Source organism: Bradyrhizobium sp. USDA 241, from assembly GCF_049739505.1.
Classification (GTDB): Bacteria; Pseudomonadota; Alphaproteobacteria; order Rhizobiales; family Xanthobacteraceae; genus Bradyrhizobium; species Bradyrhizobium liaoningense.
The window spans coordinates 1,532,653-1,550,614 of sequence record NZ_JBMGPZ010000005.1; the positions used below are offsets into that span (position 1 = coordinate 1,532,653).

Here is a 17,962-nt window from a genome sequence, read left to right on the forward strand (position 1 = left end):
TACACAAAACTTCTGACACTCCCCAACAAGAAGATCAAGGACGAGCAACTCTCGGCCGAGATCCAGTCCAAGCCGCGTGGGACCTTCTCGCGGGCGCTGGTACAATCGGACACGCTGCGCATCGCCGAGATCTATCGGCGCTCGGGCCGCTATGACGTGCGCGTCACGCCTGAGCTCATCGAGCAGCCGAGCAATCGCGTCGATCTCGTCTTCACGATCGAGGAGGGCGCCAAGACCCCGGTCAAGTCCGTCGAGTTCATCGGCAACAGCGCCTTCTCGGCCTCGCGACTGCGCGACATCATCAAGACGCATGAAAGCAATCTGCTCAGCTTTCTCGGCAGCAACGACATCTATGATCCAGACCGCGTCGAGGCCGACCGCGACCTGATCCGCCGCTTCTACCTCAAGAACGGCTTTGCCGACGTCCAGGTCGTCGCCGCGCTCACTGAATACGATCCCGAGAAAAAGGGCTTTCTCGTCACCTTCAAGATCGAGGAGGGCGCGCAGTACCGTGTCGGCGCGGTCGACTTCCGCTCGAGCATTCCGAACTTCGATCCATCCTCGCTACGCGTCTATTCGCGCGTCCATGTCGGTTCGCTCTACAACGTCGAATCGGTCGAGAAGTCGACCGAAGACATGCAGATCGAGGCCTCGCGCCGCGGCTATGCCTTTGCCCTGGTCCGTCCCGGCGGCGACCGCAATTTCGAGGCGCGCACCGTCTCCGTCGTCTTCAACGTCGACGAGGGACCGCGCACCTATATCGAGCGCATCAACCTGCGCGGCAACACCCGTACGCGCGACTACGTGATCCGCCGCGAATTCGATCTCTCGGAAGGCGATGCCTACAACCGCGCGCTGGTCGACCGTGCCGAGCGGCGGCTGAAGAACCTCGACTATTTCAAGAGCGTGAAGATCACGGCCGAGCCGGGCTCGTCGAGCGACCGCGTCATCCTGATCGTGGACATGGAAGAGAAATCGACCGGCGACTTCTCGATCTCGGGCGGCTACTCCACCACCGACGGCGCGCTGGCCGAGGTGTCGGTCTCCGAGCGCAACCTGCTCGGCAAGGGGCTCTACGGCAAGGCGACCGTCAGCTACGGCCAGTATTCGCGCGGCATATCGCTGTCGTTCGTCGAGCCCTATCTGCTCGACTACCGGCTGGCGCTCGGATTCGACACCTATTGGCGCCAGCAATTGTCGAACAGCTACACGAGCTACGGCGTGACGACGCTGGGCTTTTCTCCGCGCCTGGGCTTTGCGTTGCGCGAGGACCTCTCACTCCAGCTCCGCTACTCGCTCTATCAGCAGAGCATCACGCTCGCCAGCGCCTACAACAATTGCAACAACAACGCGTCGAACACGTCTCTGGCCTTCAATCCGACGCCGGCCTACATCAGGAGCGTACTGGCGGCGTGGACCCGACCAATTCCACGGATTCGGGCGTCTACGGATACGGCTGCTATGGCGACGGTGAGTCGAGCCTGCCGGTCCGGCGGGAGCTGGCGAACGGCGCGACCTGGACGTCGGCGCTCGGCTACACGCTGAACTACAACACGCTCGACAACACCAAGAACCCCACCGACGGCTTGCTGGTCGACTTCAAGCAGGATTTCGCCGGTGTCGGCGGTGACGTCACCTATCTGAAAACGGCGGTCGACACCAAGTACTACACTTCGCTCGTGTCCGATATCGTCAGCGTGATCCATCTCCAGGGCGGTCTCCTCAGCAAGCTCGGCAACCAGGACCTGCGCATGCTGGATCACTTCCAGATGGGGCCCAATCTCGTGCGCGGCTTTGCTTCCAACGGCATCGGTCCGCGCGACATCACCTATTGGAGCCTGGGCGGGAGCGGCGATGCGCTCGGCGGCACGAAATACTGGGGCGCATCGATGGAGTTGCAGATGCCGTTCTGGTTCCTGCCCAAGGAAGTCGGCCTGAAGGGCGCGGTCTACGCCGATGCCGGATCGCTCTGGGGCTACCAGGGGCCGACCTCATGGTCGGCCACGGGCGAAGTCAACACCAAGGCCTGCCCGACCTGCGGGTTGCAATACGATGACGGCAATCTGGTGCGATCGTCTGTCGGCGTCGGCCTGATCTGGGCCTCGCCGTTCGGGCCACTGCGCTTCGACTACGCCGTGCCGCTGACGAAAGGCAAATACGACACGGTTCAGGAGTTCAGGTTTGGGGGCGGCACTTCGTTCTAGTTGGGCGCCCGCCGCCGTGTGCGGCTGCGGCCTTGCCGTGCGGGGGCGCGCCGGACGAGCGCGATCGCGGCGCCGGAGCACCGCCAGGCGCTCTCCGCGGCGCTTCGCACCGCGCCAGTGGCCTTTAGACCGGCGGAGCTGCTTGTACGAACGGCGCGACAAAGCAATAACCGCGGCCGGGCACGTTCAGGACATAACGAGTCGACTTGCCGGTATCGCCGAGCGCCTTGCGCAGCGCTGCGACATGGAAGCGCAGACTGCCCTCGTCGACATTCACGTCGGCCCAGATGCGCTTGACCAGCTCCCTCTTGTCGATGACTTCACCGGGGCGCTCGGCAAGCAAGATCAGAATATCGAGCGCGCGGCCGCCGATGTGGAGCGGCTCCCCCTCCTTCTCCAGGAGCCGGGACTTTGGAAACAGCCGAAATGGCCCGAATGAAATATGCGAGTCGTGATTGCTATGAGCCTGCACGTGCCATTGCCCCCTCCACGGGAGTCAAAAGGTATTTTGTTGTAGTCTAGCAGAACGACGCGTCCAGTAAACTGGCCGAAAGCAGCATGGCAGGCAGCCCGGCGCAGATGGCTCGGGTTTGCTTCGGCCCGCCAAAATAGTGCCTTTGAAAGAAGGGTTTAGGTTGGCATGCCAAGACGAGGGCCTGGACCCGCGCTTGCATGGGACCATTGTGGCCGGTGGCAATCGCGGCTCTTCCATCCCGAAAATTCGGCGCAGCGCCGCTCACGCATCGACACGCGACATCTGGCGCTGCTCCGCCGTGACGATCCGCGACGACAGCGTGACGAGGCCCATCAATGCGGCCAGCAGCCAGAACGCCATGGGCAATCCGCCAAGATGTGCGACGAAGCCCACGCCGGCAGGGCCGATCAGAACCCCCGCGTAACCCGCGGTCGTGATCGCCGCGACCGCAAGCCCGGTAGGCATCACCGTTTGCCGGGCGGCCCGCCGAAACAGCACCGGCACGAGGTTTGACGCACCGAGCCCGATCAGCAGGAATCCGCCGAGGGCGACCGCTGCGACAGGCGCCGTCAGCAGGACCACAAAGCCCGCGATCGCGATGAGGCTGCCCCAGAGCAAGGTCGTGCGGTCCCCGATGCGCGCAACGACCGCGTCGCCGCCGAGCCGGCCTATTGTCATGGCGATCGAGAACACGATGTAGCCGGCTCCGCCTTGCGCCGCGGTGACGAGCCCCGCACCGATGACGAGGAGCGCGCCCCAATCGAGCATTGCGCCTTCGACGAGGAAGGTGATGGCGCCGAGCAGCGCAAGCAGCAGCACCGATCCGTGCGGCAGTACGAACAACGGGCCCTCCTGCACCTGCACCGAGCGAAGCAGGCGCGGCCAGATGAAGAACATCGCGATCAGCATCAGGACGGAGCAGATCAGCGTGCAGGCCAGCGCGCCGATTTGCAGCGAGAGCAGCACCGTCATCAGCGCGGATCCGGCGAAGCCGCCGATGCTGAACAAAGCGTGGAAGCCGGACATCAGCGGGCGTCCCGCGGCGCGCTCCACCTCCACGGCGTGGATGTTCATGGCGACGTCGATCGAGCCGAGCGCGGCGCCGAACGCAAAGAGGGCCAGCGCCAGAGACACGGGCGTACTTGCGATCGCGAGCAGCGGCAGGACCAGCGCGAGCATGAACCCGCTTGCGACGATGATCGGTCTGCTGCCGTAGCGCGCACTGAGAACGCCGGTCAGCAGCATCGCGACGACCGAGCCGATGCCGAGGCTGAGCAGGAGCAGCCCGAGGACCCCGTCGTCGACGCCGAGCCGCGCCTTCGCGAACGGCACCAGCGGCGCCCAGCACGCGATGCCGAAGCCTGCGACGAAGAAGGCAAGTCTGGTCGCAAGGCGGGTCGCCGGCCGGTCGGCTGAAGACATGAGAACTCCGGGGGAAGCAGGGGCGGGACGGAGGACAAACCCGAGAAATGCCGCGGCTTTATGGCCGAGGCGTGCTCGGTTCGTCGTGACCGACGTGGTGGGCATCCTCTTGTAGCCCGGGTGAGCGAAGCGACACCCGGGAATTCACGTGCAAGGAGCCCGGATGTCGCTTCGCTGATCCGGGCTACGCACCTTGCTGTGTCGCCCCTCTGTCAATCCGCTCGCACGGAAATATTTCGCTTTACCGAAATTCGGATTTAGCGTATGTGTCGCCCATCCCGGTTCATACTTGAGGGGCGATCGTGTGGTCGTCATTGTCGCGAGCCGGGCTTGCGGTGGACGCGGCAGCGTCGTGCACGAGAGGTGAAGGGCAGGGCGGATTGCTCTCCGTGAGCCCGAAGCTGCGTGCGGACGAGCGGCGCTGTCAGGTTCGTCGTGCCAGCATTTCGGCGGCAAAGTGCACAACGCCGTCGAACCCTGTGGCGCCAACGAACCGCGCGTACGGCAAAACCGTGTGGTCCTGGCCGTCGTTGCTACGGTCAAGCTCTTGCGGAGGCGGCAGTCGCGTCAACCGGCGCGGTGCCGGTGGATTTCGCGAGGGTGAGGGAGGCCAGAACGAACTCGGCTCCCGGGAGAGCACGGCATAAGCCGTCCGACCATCGCGCAGGGAAGGCCGAGTGATTGGCACCACCTGTATGCTGCTGTGCGGTCTCTTTGCGCTACATCTTCGCGCAGCGGACCGCGGGTGCGAGGTCAGCACCCGGTCTTCCCTGCGCCCTCTTGGCTCGAGAGGGTGAGCGACGAAGCAAAGCTCGGGCGAATTCGGCCGCGAGAACGCGAGGGCGTGTCCGCAGCCCCACACTCGGTGTCATCGCCCGCGTAGGCGGGCGATCCAGTACTCCGAGACGGTCGTGACTGAATCGAGAGGCCGCGGCGTACTGGATTCCCCGCCTGCCGCCTACGCTGAAGCTTCGGCGCCCCTAGGCCTCAACCGCGGCGAAGCCGTGGCGTAGCCGGGTCGCGGGAATGACAACGTCACTTGGAGAACGCGCCATCGCGTCATACTTCGTCATTGCGAGCGCTACACTTCGCTTTCGTGCCCCGGACGCGGCGCAGCGTCCCCGGCGATGCGAAGCATCGTCCGGTGCGATGCGCTGCAGAGCCGGGGCCCATCTATCCGCAATTGCCGTGTTGCCTGGGTCCCGGCTCTGCGCCGCAATGCTCCACGCATTGCAGCTTGTCCGGGACACGAGCGTTTGTGCCGCGCGATCGACTGCCGCAGGTCGGCAGCCGCATCTCGCTCTAGTACCCGGAATCAGAGCTGAGTGATACGGCGGCCTTTGAAACGGCGTTGACGGACCTTTTTCTTGGTCCAGACGAAGGGCTCGGCTCTGTCGTTGTATGCGTTGACGTAGGCATCGATGTATTCCTGAAGCTGCTTGAGGCTCGTGAAGGAGGTGCCGCTGAGCGACTGCCCCTGCAAGATGGAAAACCATACTTCGACCTGATTGAGCCATGACGCACTTGTCGGCGTGAAATGAAATTGCACGTTGGGGTGGGCCTTGAGCCAGTCCTCGTTCTTTTTATGGGTGTTGAGGTTGTCGAGGATGACGTGAAGCTTGCGGTTCGGAAAAGCCGCGGTGACGCTGTTCATGAAATCGAGAAACTCGACGCGGCGCCGGCGTTTTGAATGGGTCGCGATGATCTTTCCGGTGGCGACTTCGAGCGCCGCAAACAATGTTGTGGTGCCATGCCGCTTGTAATCGTGGCTTTGGCCGGTCAAGGCGCGGCCATTGGGCAACTTCAGATAACCCTGCGCTCGCTCCAAAGCCTGGATCGAGGGCTTCTCGTCCACGCACAGCACAATGGCCTTCGCCGGCGGCGCGACATAGAGGCCGACAACATCGGCGGCTTTGGCCGTAAAGTTCGGATCGTTGCTCTCGCACCAGGACTTGCGAGCCACCAGGTCAATCTTGTGGCTGCGCAGGAACCGCCAGACATATTGGACATCGACATCGCCCAGCGCCTCGGCCAGCAGGGGGCCGGTCCAGCGCGCAAACCCTTGCGGTGGCGGCTTATCCAGCAGCTTCAGAATCCGCTTGTCGGTCGTCTTCGTATAGATCGGCTGCTTGCCAGGCCGCGGCTTGTCTTGCAGCCCTTCAAGGCCATGGTCGGCATAGCGATGCCGCCAAAGGCTGACAATCCGCGGCTGGACCCCAACTTCCTTGGCGATCGACCGGGTGCTGCGCCCATCCGCCGCCAACAGAACTATCCGCGCCCGCTTCAAATCGCGCTGCAACGTCACCGGTGAGCGACAGCACGCCTCAAGCACCTTGCGATCTTTCCTCGAAAGGTGGACTTCTCTTGCTTCGGGTATCATCCCGACCTTGAATCGCGACTCACGTTCCAAGAAAAGTGGGTACTAGCCGCCGAGAATCCGCCGGCAGGCGTCGACGAACACCTCTGCGCCGGTGACGATATCGGCGTCGGCGGTGTTCTCGGTCCAGTGATGGCTGATGCCGCCGATCGAAGGCACGAACAGCATGCCCGCGGGCATGACGGTCGCGAGCATCTGCGCGTCATGCCCGGCGCCGCTGGGCATGCGGATGGACCGGCCGCCGGCCAGGGCCCTGCTCGCGGCTTCGATTGCGTCCTGGAAGCCGGAATTCATCATGGCGGGCGCACCAGTGCGCAATTTCTCGACGGTGACGGTGCAGGGACCGTTCGCACTGGACTCGTCCGCCATGGTCCAGAGCAACTGTTCCAGCCGCGCGATCACGGCCGGATCATCGTCGCGGATCTGGAACAGCATCTCTGCGCCACCCGGAATGATGCTCGGCGCACCCGGATCGAGCGTGATGCGCCCGGTGGTCCAGACCGTGCGCGGGCCGCAGGCAGACGGAAAGCGTTCGTCGATCGCGACGCAGAATTTTGCCAGCGCGAGGCCGGCATCCTTCCGCACTGCCATGCGCGTGGTGCCGGCGTGGTTCTGCTCGCCGGTAAAATTGATCTGGTACTGCCAGATGCCGACGATGGAGGTCACGACGCCGATCGCGAGGCCGCCGCTTTCGAGCGTATCGCCCTGCTCGATATGCGCCTCCAGATAGCCAACGTGCCGCCCCGGCTCGACGGTGATGCGCGGGCGTCCGGCGAGACCCATGTCGGCTAGCGCATCACGCATGGTGCGGCCGCTGGTGCGGTCGCGCGCAGCGTCGATGTCGGCCTCTGTCACCTGTCCGACATAGGAGCGCGAGCCGAGGAAATGGCCGAAATGTCCCTCCTCGTCGCACCAGGCGGCGACTTCGACCACGCCGCTGAGCGAGGGATCGGTATTGAGCACGCGCGCGGCCTCGAGCGCGTAGACGACGCCGAGCGGGCCATCGAGCCAGCCGGCGTAGTTCTGGCTTTCCAGGTGCGAGCCCGCCAGCAGCTTCGCCCCGGGCTTCGTACTGGTGCCGAACACATTACCGATGCCGTCGATCGTCGCGGAGAGGTTGGCCTCGGGCAGCTTCTGAACGAGCCACTCCAGCGAAAGCTTGTGCGGCTCGGAGAAGGTCGGCTTGTGCACGCCGGTCTTGTAGGCACCCATGGCGCGTAGCGCATGGAGGTCGGCGAGGACGCGATTTCCGTCGGCGCGCGGCGGGGTGTCAGGCATGTTCGGCAACTTTCAGCGCCTCGGTGCGGATCTCCTCGACCAGCCGCTCCTTGAGCTGGACGAATTCCGGCGTGGTCTTGATCTTGTAAGAGCGCGGATGCGGCAGGTCCACATTGATTTCGGCCTTGATGCGGCCGGGACGCGCACTCATGACGATGACGCGGCTGCCGAGGAAGATCGCTTCCTCGATGTCGTGGGTCACGAACAGCACCGTCTTCTGGTCGCGCTCCCAGATCCCGAGCAGCATTTCCTGCATCAAGGCGCGGGTCTGGTTGTCCAGTGCGCCGAAGGGCTCGTCGAGCAAGAGGATCTTCGGATCATTGGCGAGCGCACGTGCGATGGCCGTGCGCTGCTGCATGCCGCCGGAGAGCTGCTTTGGCCAATGGTTCTCGAAGCCCGACAGTCCGACCTGGCGGATGAAGGCATCGGCGATCTTGTTCCGCTCGTCCTGCGCCACGCCGCGCTCGCGCAGGCCGAAGGCAATGTTTTCGCGCACCGTCAGCCATGGGAACAGCGTGTAGGACTGGAACACCATGCCGCGATCGGCGCCCGGCCCCGTCACCTCGCGCCCGTCGAGCGTGACGCGTCCGCTGGTCGGGCGGTCGAGGCCGGCGACGATGCGCAGCAGCGTGGACTTGCCGCAACCGGAGGGACCGAGGATGGTGACGAAGTCGTTGTTGCCGATGACGAGGTCGGTCGGTTCCAGCGCCCTGGTCGGTGCGTTGCCGTGGCGCGCGGGGAAGGTGCGCGAGACCTGTTCGATCTTCAGGGTCGTCATGCGAGCTTCCAGGGAAACAGCCAGGCGTTGAACGCCTTGAACAGGAAGTCCGAGATCAGTCCGATCAGTCCGATCACGATGATGCCGAAGATGATCTGGCCGGTGTTGAGCAGCGCCTGGCTGTCGGTGATCATATGACCAATGCCCGAGGACGAGCCGATCAGCTCGGCGACGATGACGTAGGTCCAGGCCCAGCCGAGCACCAGCCGCAGGATCTCGGCGATCTCGGGCGCCGAGGAGGGCAGCAGCACCCGGCGGATGATGCCGCGGTCGCCGGCGCCCAGCGTATAGGCCGCCTCGACCAGATCGCGCCGCGTGGCGCCGACGGTCACCGCGACCATCAGGATGACCTGGAATACCGAGCCGATGAAGATCACGAGCAGCTTTTGCAGCTCGCCGATGCCCGCCCACAGGATCAGGAGCGGAATGAAGGCGGAGGCCGGCAGATAGCGTGCGAAGGAGACGAACGGTTCGAGGAACGCCTCGACCGGCTTGTAGGCTCCCATCAGCACGCCGAGCGGCACCGCGATGATTGCGGCGAGTGCAAAGCCGCCGACGACGCGCCAGATCGTCATGCCGATGTCGAACAGGAAGCCATGCTTGGTGAGCAGCTCAACGCCCTCCTGCACCATGGTCAGCGGATTGGCGAGGAATGTTTTCGACACATGGCCGCCAAAAGTCGCCCAGGACCAGAGGGCGACGAACAGCACGAAGAACGCGAGGCCGTAGGCCACGCGCTGCCTCGACGTAACAGGGTCCAGGGGACGCATCAAACTGTCTATCCGAATAGTCGATCACGAGCCGGCTCCGCCTCGTGGCGGAACCGGCGGCTTGAAGACGTTTACTTGATGAAGCTCGCGTCGAAGAGGTCCTCGACCTTCGGCGCGGCCTTGATGATGCCGATCTCGAGCAGGAGGTCGGCGGCCTCCTTGTTGAAGGTCAGGAAGTCGCCGGCGAAGAATTTCTGGTTCGCGGCCTTGTCCTGCCAGCGCAGATATTTTGCCGAGTTGCCGAACTGCTCGGCGGTCTGCTTCACGTCGGCGCCCATGATCTCGTAGGACTTTGCCTGGTCCTTGGCGATCATCTCGATGGCCTCGAAATAGCTGTCGGCGAGCGCCTTGGCGGCCTTGGGATTTTCCGTCAGGAACTTCGGCGTGCAGCCGAAAGTGTCCATGACCATCGGGTAGTCGAGCGTGGTAGCGATTATCTTGCCCTTGTCGGGCGCGGCACGTACGGTCGACAGGTACGGCTCGTAGGTCATTGCGGCATCGTTCTGGCCGGAGACGAAAGCCTGCGCGGCCGCGGCCGGCTCGAGGTTCACGACGGTGACGTCCTTCACCGAAAGCCCGTTCTTCTTGAGCATCCAGGCCAGCGCGAAATAGGGCGAGGTGCCGGGTGCGGACGCGGCGACGGTCTTGCCCTTCAGGTCCTTGATCGCGGCGACGTCGTTGCGCACGGCCATGCCGTCGGCACCATAGCTCTTGTCGAGCTGGAAGATCTGCTTGGTGGCAACACCATTGGCATTCCAGGAGATCCAGGTCTCGACCGTGGTCGCCGCGCACTGGATGTCGCCGGAGGCGATCGCGAGATGGCGGTCCTTCTGCGGGATCTTCTTGATGGTGACGTCGAGGCCGTTCTTCTTGAAGATGCCCGCCTCCTTCGCCAACGTCAGCGGCGCGAAGCCGGTCCATCCGGAGATGCCGACGCCGACCTTGACGTCGTCGGCGAGCGCGGGAGTGGCGGCCGCGAGAGCAATGATTGTCGCAAATAGCTTTGAACTACGCATGATTGTTGTCCTCTTGCCGATCGATGGATTGGCGTCCTGTTGATCACTGTCGGTCCATCCGGACCGTTGCCCGAAGCGTTGCACGAATTGTGCCGACATATCCTCTCAGCCTCCCTTGAATCGGGCGACAAGGCGGTGAGAGTCACCGGGATAAAGCAGGCGCACCGCGGTGATGGTGCGCGCGCTCCGCCAGGTGTAGCGGTCGATCACGAGGCAGGGCGCGCCGACGGCGATGTCGAGCGCCTCCGCGGTGCGATCGTCCGCAACGATAGCGCTGATCGTGTGCTCGGCTTCGGTCCATGGGACATGGTGAAGCAGCCACGAGCCAGGTGGCTCGCGCGAGAAGTCCGCGGTCGCGGCATCCGGCACGGACGACAGGTCGATCAGCCTGTCCTCGGCGGCGAAGGGCACGTTGTCGGCGCTATGGCGGCAGGTGATCGCGACCACCTTGCCCGCCTTCTTGACGCCGAGGCGATCGCGGTCGGCAGCGGTCGCCGCGCGCAGCTTGCGGCCGATCAGCTCGTAGCCGTAAGCGCGGCCGAGGGCCGTGATCTCGGCGCGAATGTCGGCAATCTTGAGCACCGCCGATTGATGCTGCGGCCGGCGCACGAACGAGCCGGCACGGCGGCGCCGCTCGATCAGGTCGGCCTGTGCCAGCTCCGACAGCGCCTTGTTCACGGTCATGCGCGAGCAGCCGTAGCGAGCGACCAGCTCATGCTCGAACGGAATGCGATGGCCCGGCGGCCACTCGCCGGTCAGGATGCGCTTCTCGATGTCGGCGCGGATGCGCTTGTAGAGGGTCGGCTTGTCGGCTGCGTCAGTGGCAAGGCTCATGCGACGAGCCTCCGCACCGATGCATTGAAGCGCTCGCGCGCTGACTGACGCAGCCTGTGCCGACCGCCTTCGACGACCTTGGCGCCGCCGGCCCAAACGCAATCGATCGCACCGATGCCGGCCGCAAAGATCCAGCCATCGATAGCCGCATCCCCCTGACGTCCGGCCAGCGATGGATGCGCAGTGTCGAGGGTGACGATGTCAGCGCGCGCACCGGACGTGAGGCCGACTGTCGATTGCGCCAGGGCCTGTGCTCCGCCCGCGAGCGCATGATCGAACAGCGTGCGTCCCGTCGAACGGCCCGCGCCACTGGAGAGCACGTTGCGCTGGCGATGCTTGAGGCGCTGGCCATATTCGAGCTGACGGAGCTCGTCCGCGACGCCGACCAGCACGTTGGAATCAGTGCCCACACCGAATGCACCGCCGGCAGCAAGAAATTCGCGCGCCGGGAAGATGCCATCGCCGAGGCTCGCCTCGGTGACAGGACAGAGGCCGGCGACTGCCCCCGTCTTGGCAAAGGCGCTGACCTCTTCGTCCGCCGTGTGCGTTGCGTGAATGAGGCACCAGCGCTGATCGACTGGCGCGTGCTCCAGCAGCCATTGCACCGGGCGCTGTCCCGACCAGGCGAGGCAGTCCTCGACCTCCTTCACCTGCTCGGCCGCGTGAATGTGCACCGGCCCGCCGTCGGCCAGCGGAACGATCGCCGTGAGCTCGTTCTGCGTCACCGCGCGCAGGCTGTGCGGCGCGATGCCGATGTTGGCGCCAGGCAATGCGCTGATCGCCTTGCGCGAAGCAGCCATCAATGCGGCGAACTGATCGACCGAGCAGATGAAGCGACGCTGGCCGGCATGCGGCGCTGCTCCTCCAAACGAGCCATGCGCATAGAAACTCGGCAGCAGCGTGAGGGCGATGCCTGATGCTTCAGCAGCCTGCGCAATGCGCGCGGCCATCTCGGCAGGATCCGCATAGGGCGAACCGTCGCAATCGTGGTGGAAGTAATGGAATTCGCCAACCCGGGTGAAGCCTTGCTCGAGCATTTCGACATAGAGCAGCGTCGCAACAGCCGCGACGTCGTCCGGCGTCATGGCCAGCGCAAAGCGATACATTGTCTCGCGCCAGGTCCAGAAGGTGTCGGTGCTGTCTCCGCGCAGCTCCGCAAGTCCCGCCATGCCGCGCTGGAACGCGTGGCTGTGCAGGCTCGCCAATCCCGGCAGCGCGATTGCGTGGCGTTCACCGCCGGCAACGGGCGCGACATTCGGCGTCACCTCGGCGATCGCGCCGGCGGTGATCACCACCTGCACGTCATTGGCCCAGCCCGATGGCAGGAGCGCGGAGGCGAAATGCAGTCGTGTCATGTTTCCATGCCGGCTGGACAGAACTCCCGCACGATTATATGTCTAGACATATAAGTCAAGCATCCCACGAAGGGGCCGTTGCATGGCAGAGCGCTTCGACCGGATCTGGCACAATGCCCGGCTCGCTACGCTACGGGCCGACCGTCCCGACCTCGGCGAGATCGAACTGGGCGTGATCGCCGCGCGCGGCGGCCGCATCGTCTATGCCGGCGCGCAGGCCGATTTTCCGGCGGATGCCGATGCCGCCGAACGGATCGACTGCGGAGGACGCTGGATCACGCCCGGCCTTGTCGACTGCCACACCCACCTCGTCTACGGCGGTGACCGCGCGCACGAATTCGAGTTGCGCCTGAAGGGCGCGAGCTATGAGGAGATCGCGCGTGCCGGTGGCGGCATCGTGTCGACGGTGGCCGCGACGCGCAAGGCGAGCGAGGCCGATCTCGTCGCAAGTGCGCTGCCGCGCCTCGATGCGTTGATCGGCGAGGGCGCAACCACGATCGAGATCAAGTCGGGCTACGGCCTCGACACTGCGACCGAGATGCGGCAGCTCGCAGCCGCGCGTAGCCTCGAAGGCCGGCGACCGATTGCGATCCGCACGTCCTTTCTCGGCGCACATGCGCTGCCGGTGGAAGCTGATGGCGACAAGGACCGCTACATCGATTTCGTCTGCAAGGAGATGTTGCCGGAGGTTGCCAAGGCAGGCCTCGCCGATGCCGTCGACGCCTTCATGGAAGGCATCGCGTTCTCGGCTGCGCAGACCGCACGGGTGTTCGAGACGGCGAGGGAACTCGGCCTGCCGGTCAAGCTGCATGCCGATCAGCTCTCGAACCTCGGCGGTGCTGCGCTTGCCGCGAAATTCTCGGCGCTGTCGGCCGATCACCTGGAACACACCGACGAGGCCGGCGCCGCCGCAATGGCGAAGGCCGGGACGGTAGCGGTGCTGCTGCCCGGCGCCTTCTACTTCATTCGCGAGACTCAAAAGCCGCCGGTCGAGGCCTTCCGCACGCATGGGGTTGCCATGGCGCTCGCGACCGACTGCAACCCCGGCAGCTCGCCACTGACCTCGCTTCTGCTCACGATGAATATGGGCGCGACACTGTTCCGGATGAATGTGGTCGAATGCATCGCAGGCGTCACCCGTGAGGGTGCTCGTGCGCTCGGCATCCTCAGCGAAGCCGGAACGCTAGAGGCCGGCAAATGGTGCGATCTCGCGATCTGGGACATCGAGCGGCCCGCCGAGCTGGTCTACCGCATCGGCTTCAATCCGCTGCACCGCCGGGTGTGGAGGGGACAATGACGAACGAGGGCGCAGCAATCGTCGTCAAGCCGGGAACGGTCAGCCTCGATGATCTCGCGTGCGTGCTCGACGGTGCGCCCGTCGTGCTCGATCCCTCGTTCTGGCCGCGCATCAAAGCAGCGGCGGACATCGTCGCAAGAGCTGCGCGCGCAGATGTCCCCGTCTACGGCATCAACACCGGCTTCGGGAAGCTGGCATCGAAGCGCATTGCGCCCGATCAGACCGCGCTGCTCCAGCGCAACCTGATCGTTTCACATTGCTGCGGCGTCGGCGCGGCGACACCCGAGCCGATCGTCCGCCTGATGATGGCGCTGAAGATCATCTCGCTCGGCCGTGGCGCCTCCGGCGTGCGCCGCGAGTTGATCGAGCAGCTGCAGGACATGCTGGCGCGGGCTGTCTATCCGCTGGTGCCACAGCAGGGCTCCGTGGGCGCCTCCGGCGATCTCGCGCCGCTCGCGCATATGACCGCGGTGATGATCGGCGAGGGGCAGGCGATCGTTGACGGGAAAACCGTGTCCGGCGCTGAAGCGCTGGCAGCTGCCGGCCTTGCGCCGCTGACGCTCGGCCCCAAGGAGGGGTTGGCGCTGATCAACGGCACGCAATTTTCGACCGCCTACGCCGTATCAGGCGTTCTGCGTGCGTTCCGCCTGGCGCGGGCCGCGCTCGTGACCGGCGCGCTGTCGGTCGATGCGGCGATGGCCTCGACGGCGCCGTTCCGGCCCGAGATCCAGGCGCTGCGCGGCCATACCGGGCAGATCGCCTCGGCGGCGACGCTGACCGCGCTGCTGGATGGCAGCGACATCCGCCTCTCGCATCTCGAAGGCGACGAGCGTGTGCAGGATCCCTATTGCCTGCGCTGCCAGCCAGAGGTCGCGGGCGCCGCGCTCGACCTGATCACGCAGGCGGCGCGCACGCTGATCGTCGAGGCCAATGCCGTCACCGACAATCCGCTGGTGCTGGTCGAAACCGGGGAGATCGTCTCCGGCGGTAATTTCCATGCCGAGCCGGTCGCCTTCGCTGCCGACGCTATCGCGCTGGCTCTGTCGGAGATCGGTGCGATCAGCGAGCGGCGCATTGCCACATTGGTCGATCCTGCGCTGAATTTCGGCCTGCCGCCGTTCCTCACGCCCGATCCCGGCATCAATTCCGGCTTCATGATCGCCGAGGTCACTGCGGCCGCGCTCTATGCCGAGAACAAGCAGCGCGCGCTCGCCTGCTCGATCGATTCGACGCCGACCAGTGCCAACCAGGAAGATCATGTCTCTATGGCGGCGCACGCCGCGCGGCGGCTGTCCGACATGGCCGACAACCTCGCCGCCATTCTCGGCATCGAGCTCCTGGTCGCCGCGCAAGGCATCACGCTGCGAGCGCCGCATGCGACCAGCAGGCCACTTGCTGCCGTCATCGCCGCATTGCGCGAGCAGGTGCCGGCACTCGGTACCGACCGCTATATGGCTGGCGATCTCGCCAAGGCGGCTGCGTTGATCGAGACCGACATGCTGACGAGCGTCGCGATGGCCGCGCTTTCATCCGATCCATTTCCGAGACTTAGCTGAAGAGGTCCGCATGAACCGCCGACTGGACAACGACCGCACCATCCGCGCGCCCCGCGGCAGCGACATCAGCGCCAAGAGCTGGTTGACGGAAGCGCCCTTGCGCATGCTGATGAACAATCTCGATCCTGATGTCGCGGAACGCCCGAGCGAGCTCGTCGTCTATGGCGGCATCGGCCGCGCCGCGCGTGACTGGGAGAGCTTTGACCGGATCGTTGCGGCCTTGCGCAAGCTCGAAGCCGACCAGACGCTGCTGGTTCAGTCCGGCAAGCCGGTCGGCGTGTTCCGCACCCATGCGGACGCGCCGCGCGTGCTGATCGCGAACTCCAACATCGTGCCGCACTGGGCGACGCTCGATCATTTCAACGAGCTCGATCGCAAGGGCCTGATGATGTACGGCCAGATGACGGCCGGCTCCTGGATCTATATCGGCAGCCAGGGCATCGTGCAGGGCACCTACGAGACCTTCGTCGAGGTTGGTCGGCGCCATTATGGCGGCAGCCTGGCCGGCAAATGGATCCTCACCGCCGGCCTTGGCGGCATGGGCGGCGCGCAGCCGCTGGCCGCGACCATGGCCGGCGCCTCGATGCTCGCGATCGAATGCCAGCCGAGTCGCATCGAGATGCGCCTGCGCACCGGCTATCTCGATCAGCAGGCCGCAACGCTCGACGAGGCGCTCGCGATCATGGCAGAGTCCGCGAAGACGAAGAAGGCGGTCTCGGTCGGCCTGCTCGGCAATGCCGCGGAGATCTTCCCGGAGCTGGTGCGCCGCGGAGTCAGGCCAGACATCGTCACCGACCAGACCAGTGCGCACGATCCGATCAACGGATACCTGCCGAAAGGCTGGACGCTTGCCGAGTGGGAGGCCAAGCGCGCCTCTGATCCGAAATCGGTCGAGCGCGCCTCCAAGACCTCGATGGTCGAGCACGTCCAGGCGATGCTGGATTTCCATGCGCGGGGCATCCCGACCCTCGACTACGGCAACAACATCCGCCAGATGGCGCAGGACATGGGCCTGAAGAACGCCTTCGATTTCCCTGGCTTCGTGCCCGCCTATATCCGCCCCTTGTTCTGTCGCGGCGTCGGCCCGTTCCGTTGGGCGGCGCTGTCGGGCGATCCCGAGGACATCTTCAGGACCGACGCCAAGGTCAAGGAGCTGATGCCAGACGACAAGCATCTGCATAATTGGCTCGACATGGCCAAGGCCCGCATCAAGTTTCAGGGCCTGCCGGCGCGGATCTGCTGGGTCGGCCTCGGTGATCGCCATCGCCTGGGCCTCGCCTTCAACGAGATGGTGGCGCGGGGCGAACTGAAAGCCCCCATCGTGATCGGCCGTGATCATCTCGACAGCGGTTCGGTCGCCAGCCCCAACCGCGAGACCGAGGCGATGAAGGACGGCTCGGACGCTGTGTCCGACTGGCCCCTGCTCAATGCGCTGCTCAATTGCGCCAGCGGCGCGACCTGGGTGTCGCTGCATCATGGCGGCGGCGTCGGCATCGGCTATTCCCAGCACGCGGGCATGGTGATCGTCGCCGACGGCACGCCGGAAGCCGCCAGGCGCATCGAGCGCGTGCTCTGGAACGACCCGGCCAGCGGCGTCATGCGCCACGCCGACGCGGGCTACGAGATCGCGATCGACTGCGCCCGTGACAAGGGGCTCGATCTGCCGAGCTTGGCAGAATAGCTGCAGCTCTACCTCACTCCTCTGGGCAGGGGCGAAGTCAAACGCCGAGCCGGGGCGTACTGCTTACCAGTTTTGGCATCGTCGTCTTCGCGCCGTCCATGAAAGTCTGGACGGCGTCGCGGACGATGGCGCCGAGATCGGGCGGGATCGGCGTCGCGTAAATGAACTTGCGGATCGCGAGATAGAAGATGCGGCCGTGCAGGCCCCAGAACAGCTCGGTCTCGCGTTCACTCAATGCGTGAGCTCTTGCATCGGGCAACTTCAGCTCATGACGCAGCTCGGCGGCCGCCGGCTCGATGATCTCGCGGCGGACGATGTCGAGATAGCGGCTGGTGATGCCGAACGACTTCATGCCGGAGAACACGAAGATCCTCACCCAATTGTACTCGAACACGCGTTCGACATAGTCGAGATAGAAGCGGGTGAGCCGCGCCTCCAGTGGCAAGGCACGGTCGCGGATCATCGGTCCCCAATCGGGTGACCAGCGGCTGAGATAGACTTCCTGGTAGACCCGCTCGATCAGCGCCTCCTTGCTGGGGAAGTGGCGGTAGATCGCCGAATGCGTGATGCCCATGCGCTTGGCGAGCTCGCGGGTCTGGCCCTCGAACCCGCGCTCCGCAAAGAACCGGATCGCCTCGTCCACGATCGCGCGCTCCCGATCCGCCGCGCGCATGTTGCGGCGCTTTGGCGCGGACTTGCCTGTCTCGGTCCGCTTTCGGACCAGTCGTTTCGGCGTTCTCTGCGCTTTTCGGGCCATTTCGTCGCTGAATCATACGTCTTGGTGCCTTCATAGCCCAAGGCGCATTTGTGACCAAATGGTCATTTCCTGTTGACCGCCTCCCGGCGGCGTGTCAGGATTTTGAGACCAGATGGTTACAAATCTGGCATCCCGGCTGATGAGCCGAAGGATTTCGAGGAA

General features: G+C 64.9%; 12 protein-coding genes and 2 pseudogenes. 4 read left to right on the forward strand and 10 right to left on the reverse strand.

Features of this window, described 5'->3' with window-relative positions:
* Positions 1 to 24: 24 nt before the first annotated feature.
* Positions 25 to 2,204, forward strand: a pseudogene (gene bamA / locus ABIF91_RS29130) (outer membrane protein assembly factor BamA); the annotation flags it as partial.
* 130 nt (positions 2,205 to 2,334) lie between these two features.
* Here the strand turns inward: bamA and ABIF91_RS29135 are convergent.
* From ABIF91_RS29135 to ABIF91_RS29175, 9 genes and pseudogenes are all read right to left on the reverse strand, one after another.
* Positions 2,335 to 2,676 (reverse strand): annotated as a pseudogene (locus tag ABIF91_RS29135) (winged helix-turn-helix domain-containing protein); the annotation flags it as partial.
* A 264-nt stretch (positions 2,677 to 2,940) separates the two neighbouring features.
* The gene (locus ABIF91_RS29140; RefSeq protein ID WP_028181797.1) at positions 2,941 to 4,101 is read right to left on the reverse strand and encodes an MFS transporter; all 1,161 of its coding nucleotides are present in this window, start codon (positions 4,099 to 4,101) and stop codon (positions 2,941 to 2,943) included.
* Positions 4,102 to 5,416: 1,315 nt separating this feature from the next.
* Positions 5,417 to 6,481: an IS630-like element ISRj1 family transposase gene (locus ABIF91_RS29145; protein WP_424579537.1), complete on the reverse strand. Its 1,065-nt coding sequence runs from the start codon at positions 6,479 to 6,481 to the stop codon at positions 5,417 to 5,419.
* A gap of 42 nt (positions 6,482 to 6,523) precedes the next feature.
* The gene (locus ABIF91_RS29150) at positions 6,524 to 7,756 is read right to left on the reverse strand and encodes a Zn-dependent hydrolase (protein WP_028178012.1); all 1,233 of its coding nucleotides are present in this window, start codon (positions 7,754 to 7,756) and stop codon (positions 6,524 to 6,526) included.
* Positions 7,749 to 8,534: an ABC transporter ATP-binding protein gene (locus tag ABIF91_RS29155; RefSeq protein WP_028178011.1), complete on the reverse strand. Its 786-nt coding sequence runs from the start codon at positions 8,532 to 8,534 to the stop codon at positions 7,749 to 7,751. Before ABIF91_RS29155 ends, ABIF91_RS29150 begins: the two co-directional genes overlap by 8 nt.
* On the reverse strand, positions 8,531 to 9,304 hold the full coding sequence (locus ABIF91_RS29160; RefSeq protein ID WP_028178010.1) for an ABC transporter permease: 774 nt from the start codon (positions 9,302 to 9,304) through the stop codon (positions 8,531 to 8,533). Before ABIF91_RS29160 ends, ABIF91_RS29155 begins: the two co-directional genes overlap by 4 nt.
* A 71-nt stretch (positions 9,305 to 9,375) precedes the next feature.
* Complete coding sequence (locus ABIF91_RS29165; protein WP_028178009.1) at positions 9,376 to 10,320, reverse strand: ABC transporter substrate-binding protein; 945 nt, start codon at positions 10,318 to 10,320, stop codon at positions 9,376 to 9,378.
* 105 nt (positions 10,321 to 10,425) lie between these two features.
* The gene (gene hutC / locus ABIF91_RS29170) at positions 10,426 to 11,154 is read right to left on the reverse strand and encodes a histidine utilization repressor (protein WP_028178008.1); all 729 of its coding nucleotides are present in this window, start codon (positions 11,152 to 11,154) and stop codon (positions 10,426 to 10,428) included.
* Positions 11,151 to 12,509 (reverse strand): formimidoylglutamate deiminase, encoded by a 1,359-nt coding sequence (locus tag ABIF91_RS29175; RefSeq protein WP_028178007.1) that lies wholly within the window; start codon positions 12,507 to 12,509, stop codon positions 11,151 to 11,153. The genes hutC and ABIF91_RS29175 overlap by 4 nt, the downstream gene beginning before the upstream one ends.
* An 82-nt stretch (positions 12,510 to 12,591) precedes the next feature.
* On the opposite strand from ABIF91_RS29175, the gene hutI reads away from it, so the two are divergent.
* Genes hutI through hutU form a run of 3 tightly spaced genes read left to right on the forward strand, consistent with a single transcriptional unit; the run spans position 12,592 to position 17,043 of the window.
* A complete protein-coding gene (hutI, locus tag ABIF91_RS29180; protein WP_028178006.1) occupies positions 12,592 to 13,806 on the forward strand; it encodes an imidazolonepropionase in 1,215 nt (404 codons plus the stop codon).
* Complete coding sequence (hutH, locus tag ABIF91_RS29185; RefSeq protein WP_424579538.1) at positions 13,803 to 15,362, forward strand: histidine ammonia-lyase; 1,560 nt, start codon at positions 13,803 to 13,805, stop codon at positions 15,360 to 15,362. The genes hutI and hutH overlap by 4 nt, the downstream gene beginning before the upstream one ends.
* Before the next feature lie 10 nt (positions 15,363 to 15,372).
* Positions 15,373 to 17,043 (forward strand): urocanate hydratase, encoded by a 1,671-nt coding sequence (gene hutU / locus ABIF91_RS29190; protein WP_028178004.1) that lies wholly within the window; start codon positions 15,373 to 15,375, stop codon positions 17,041 to 17,043.
* 37 nt (positions 17,044 to 17,080) lie between these two features.
* Here hutU and ABIF91_RS29195 read toward each other — a convergent pair whose 3' ends face one another.
* Positions 17,081 to 17,716, reverse strand: a complete 636-nt coding sequence (locus ABIF91_RS29195; RefSeq protein ID WP_035670564.1) for a TetR/AcrR family transcriptional regulator — start codon at positions 17,714 to 17,716, stop codon at positions 17,081 to 17,083.
* Between the last annotated feature and the right edge of the window lie 246 nt (positions 17,717 to 17,962).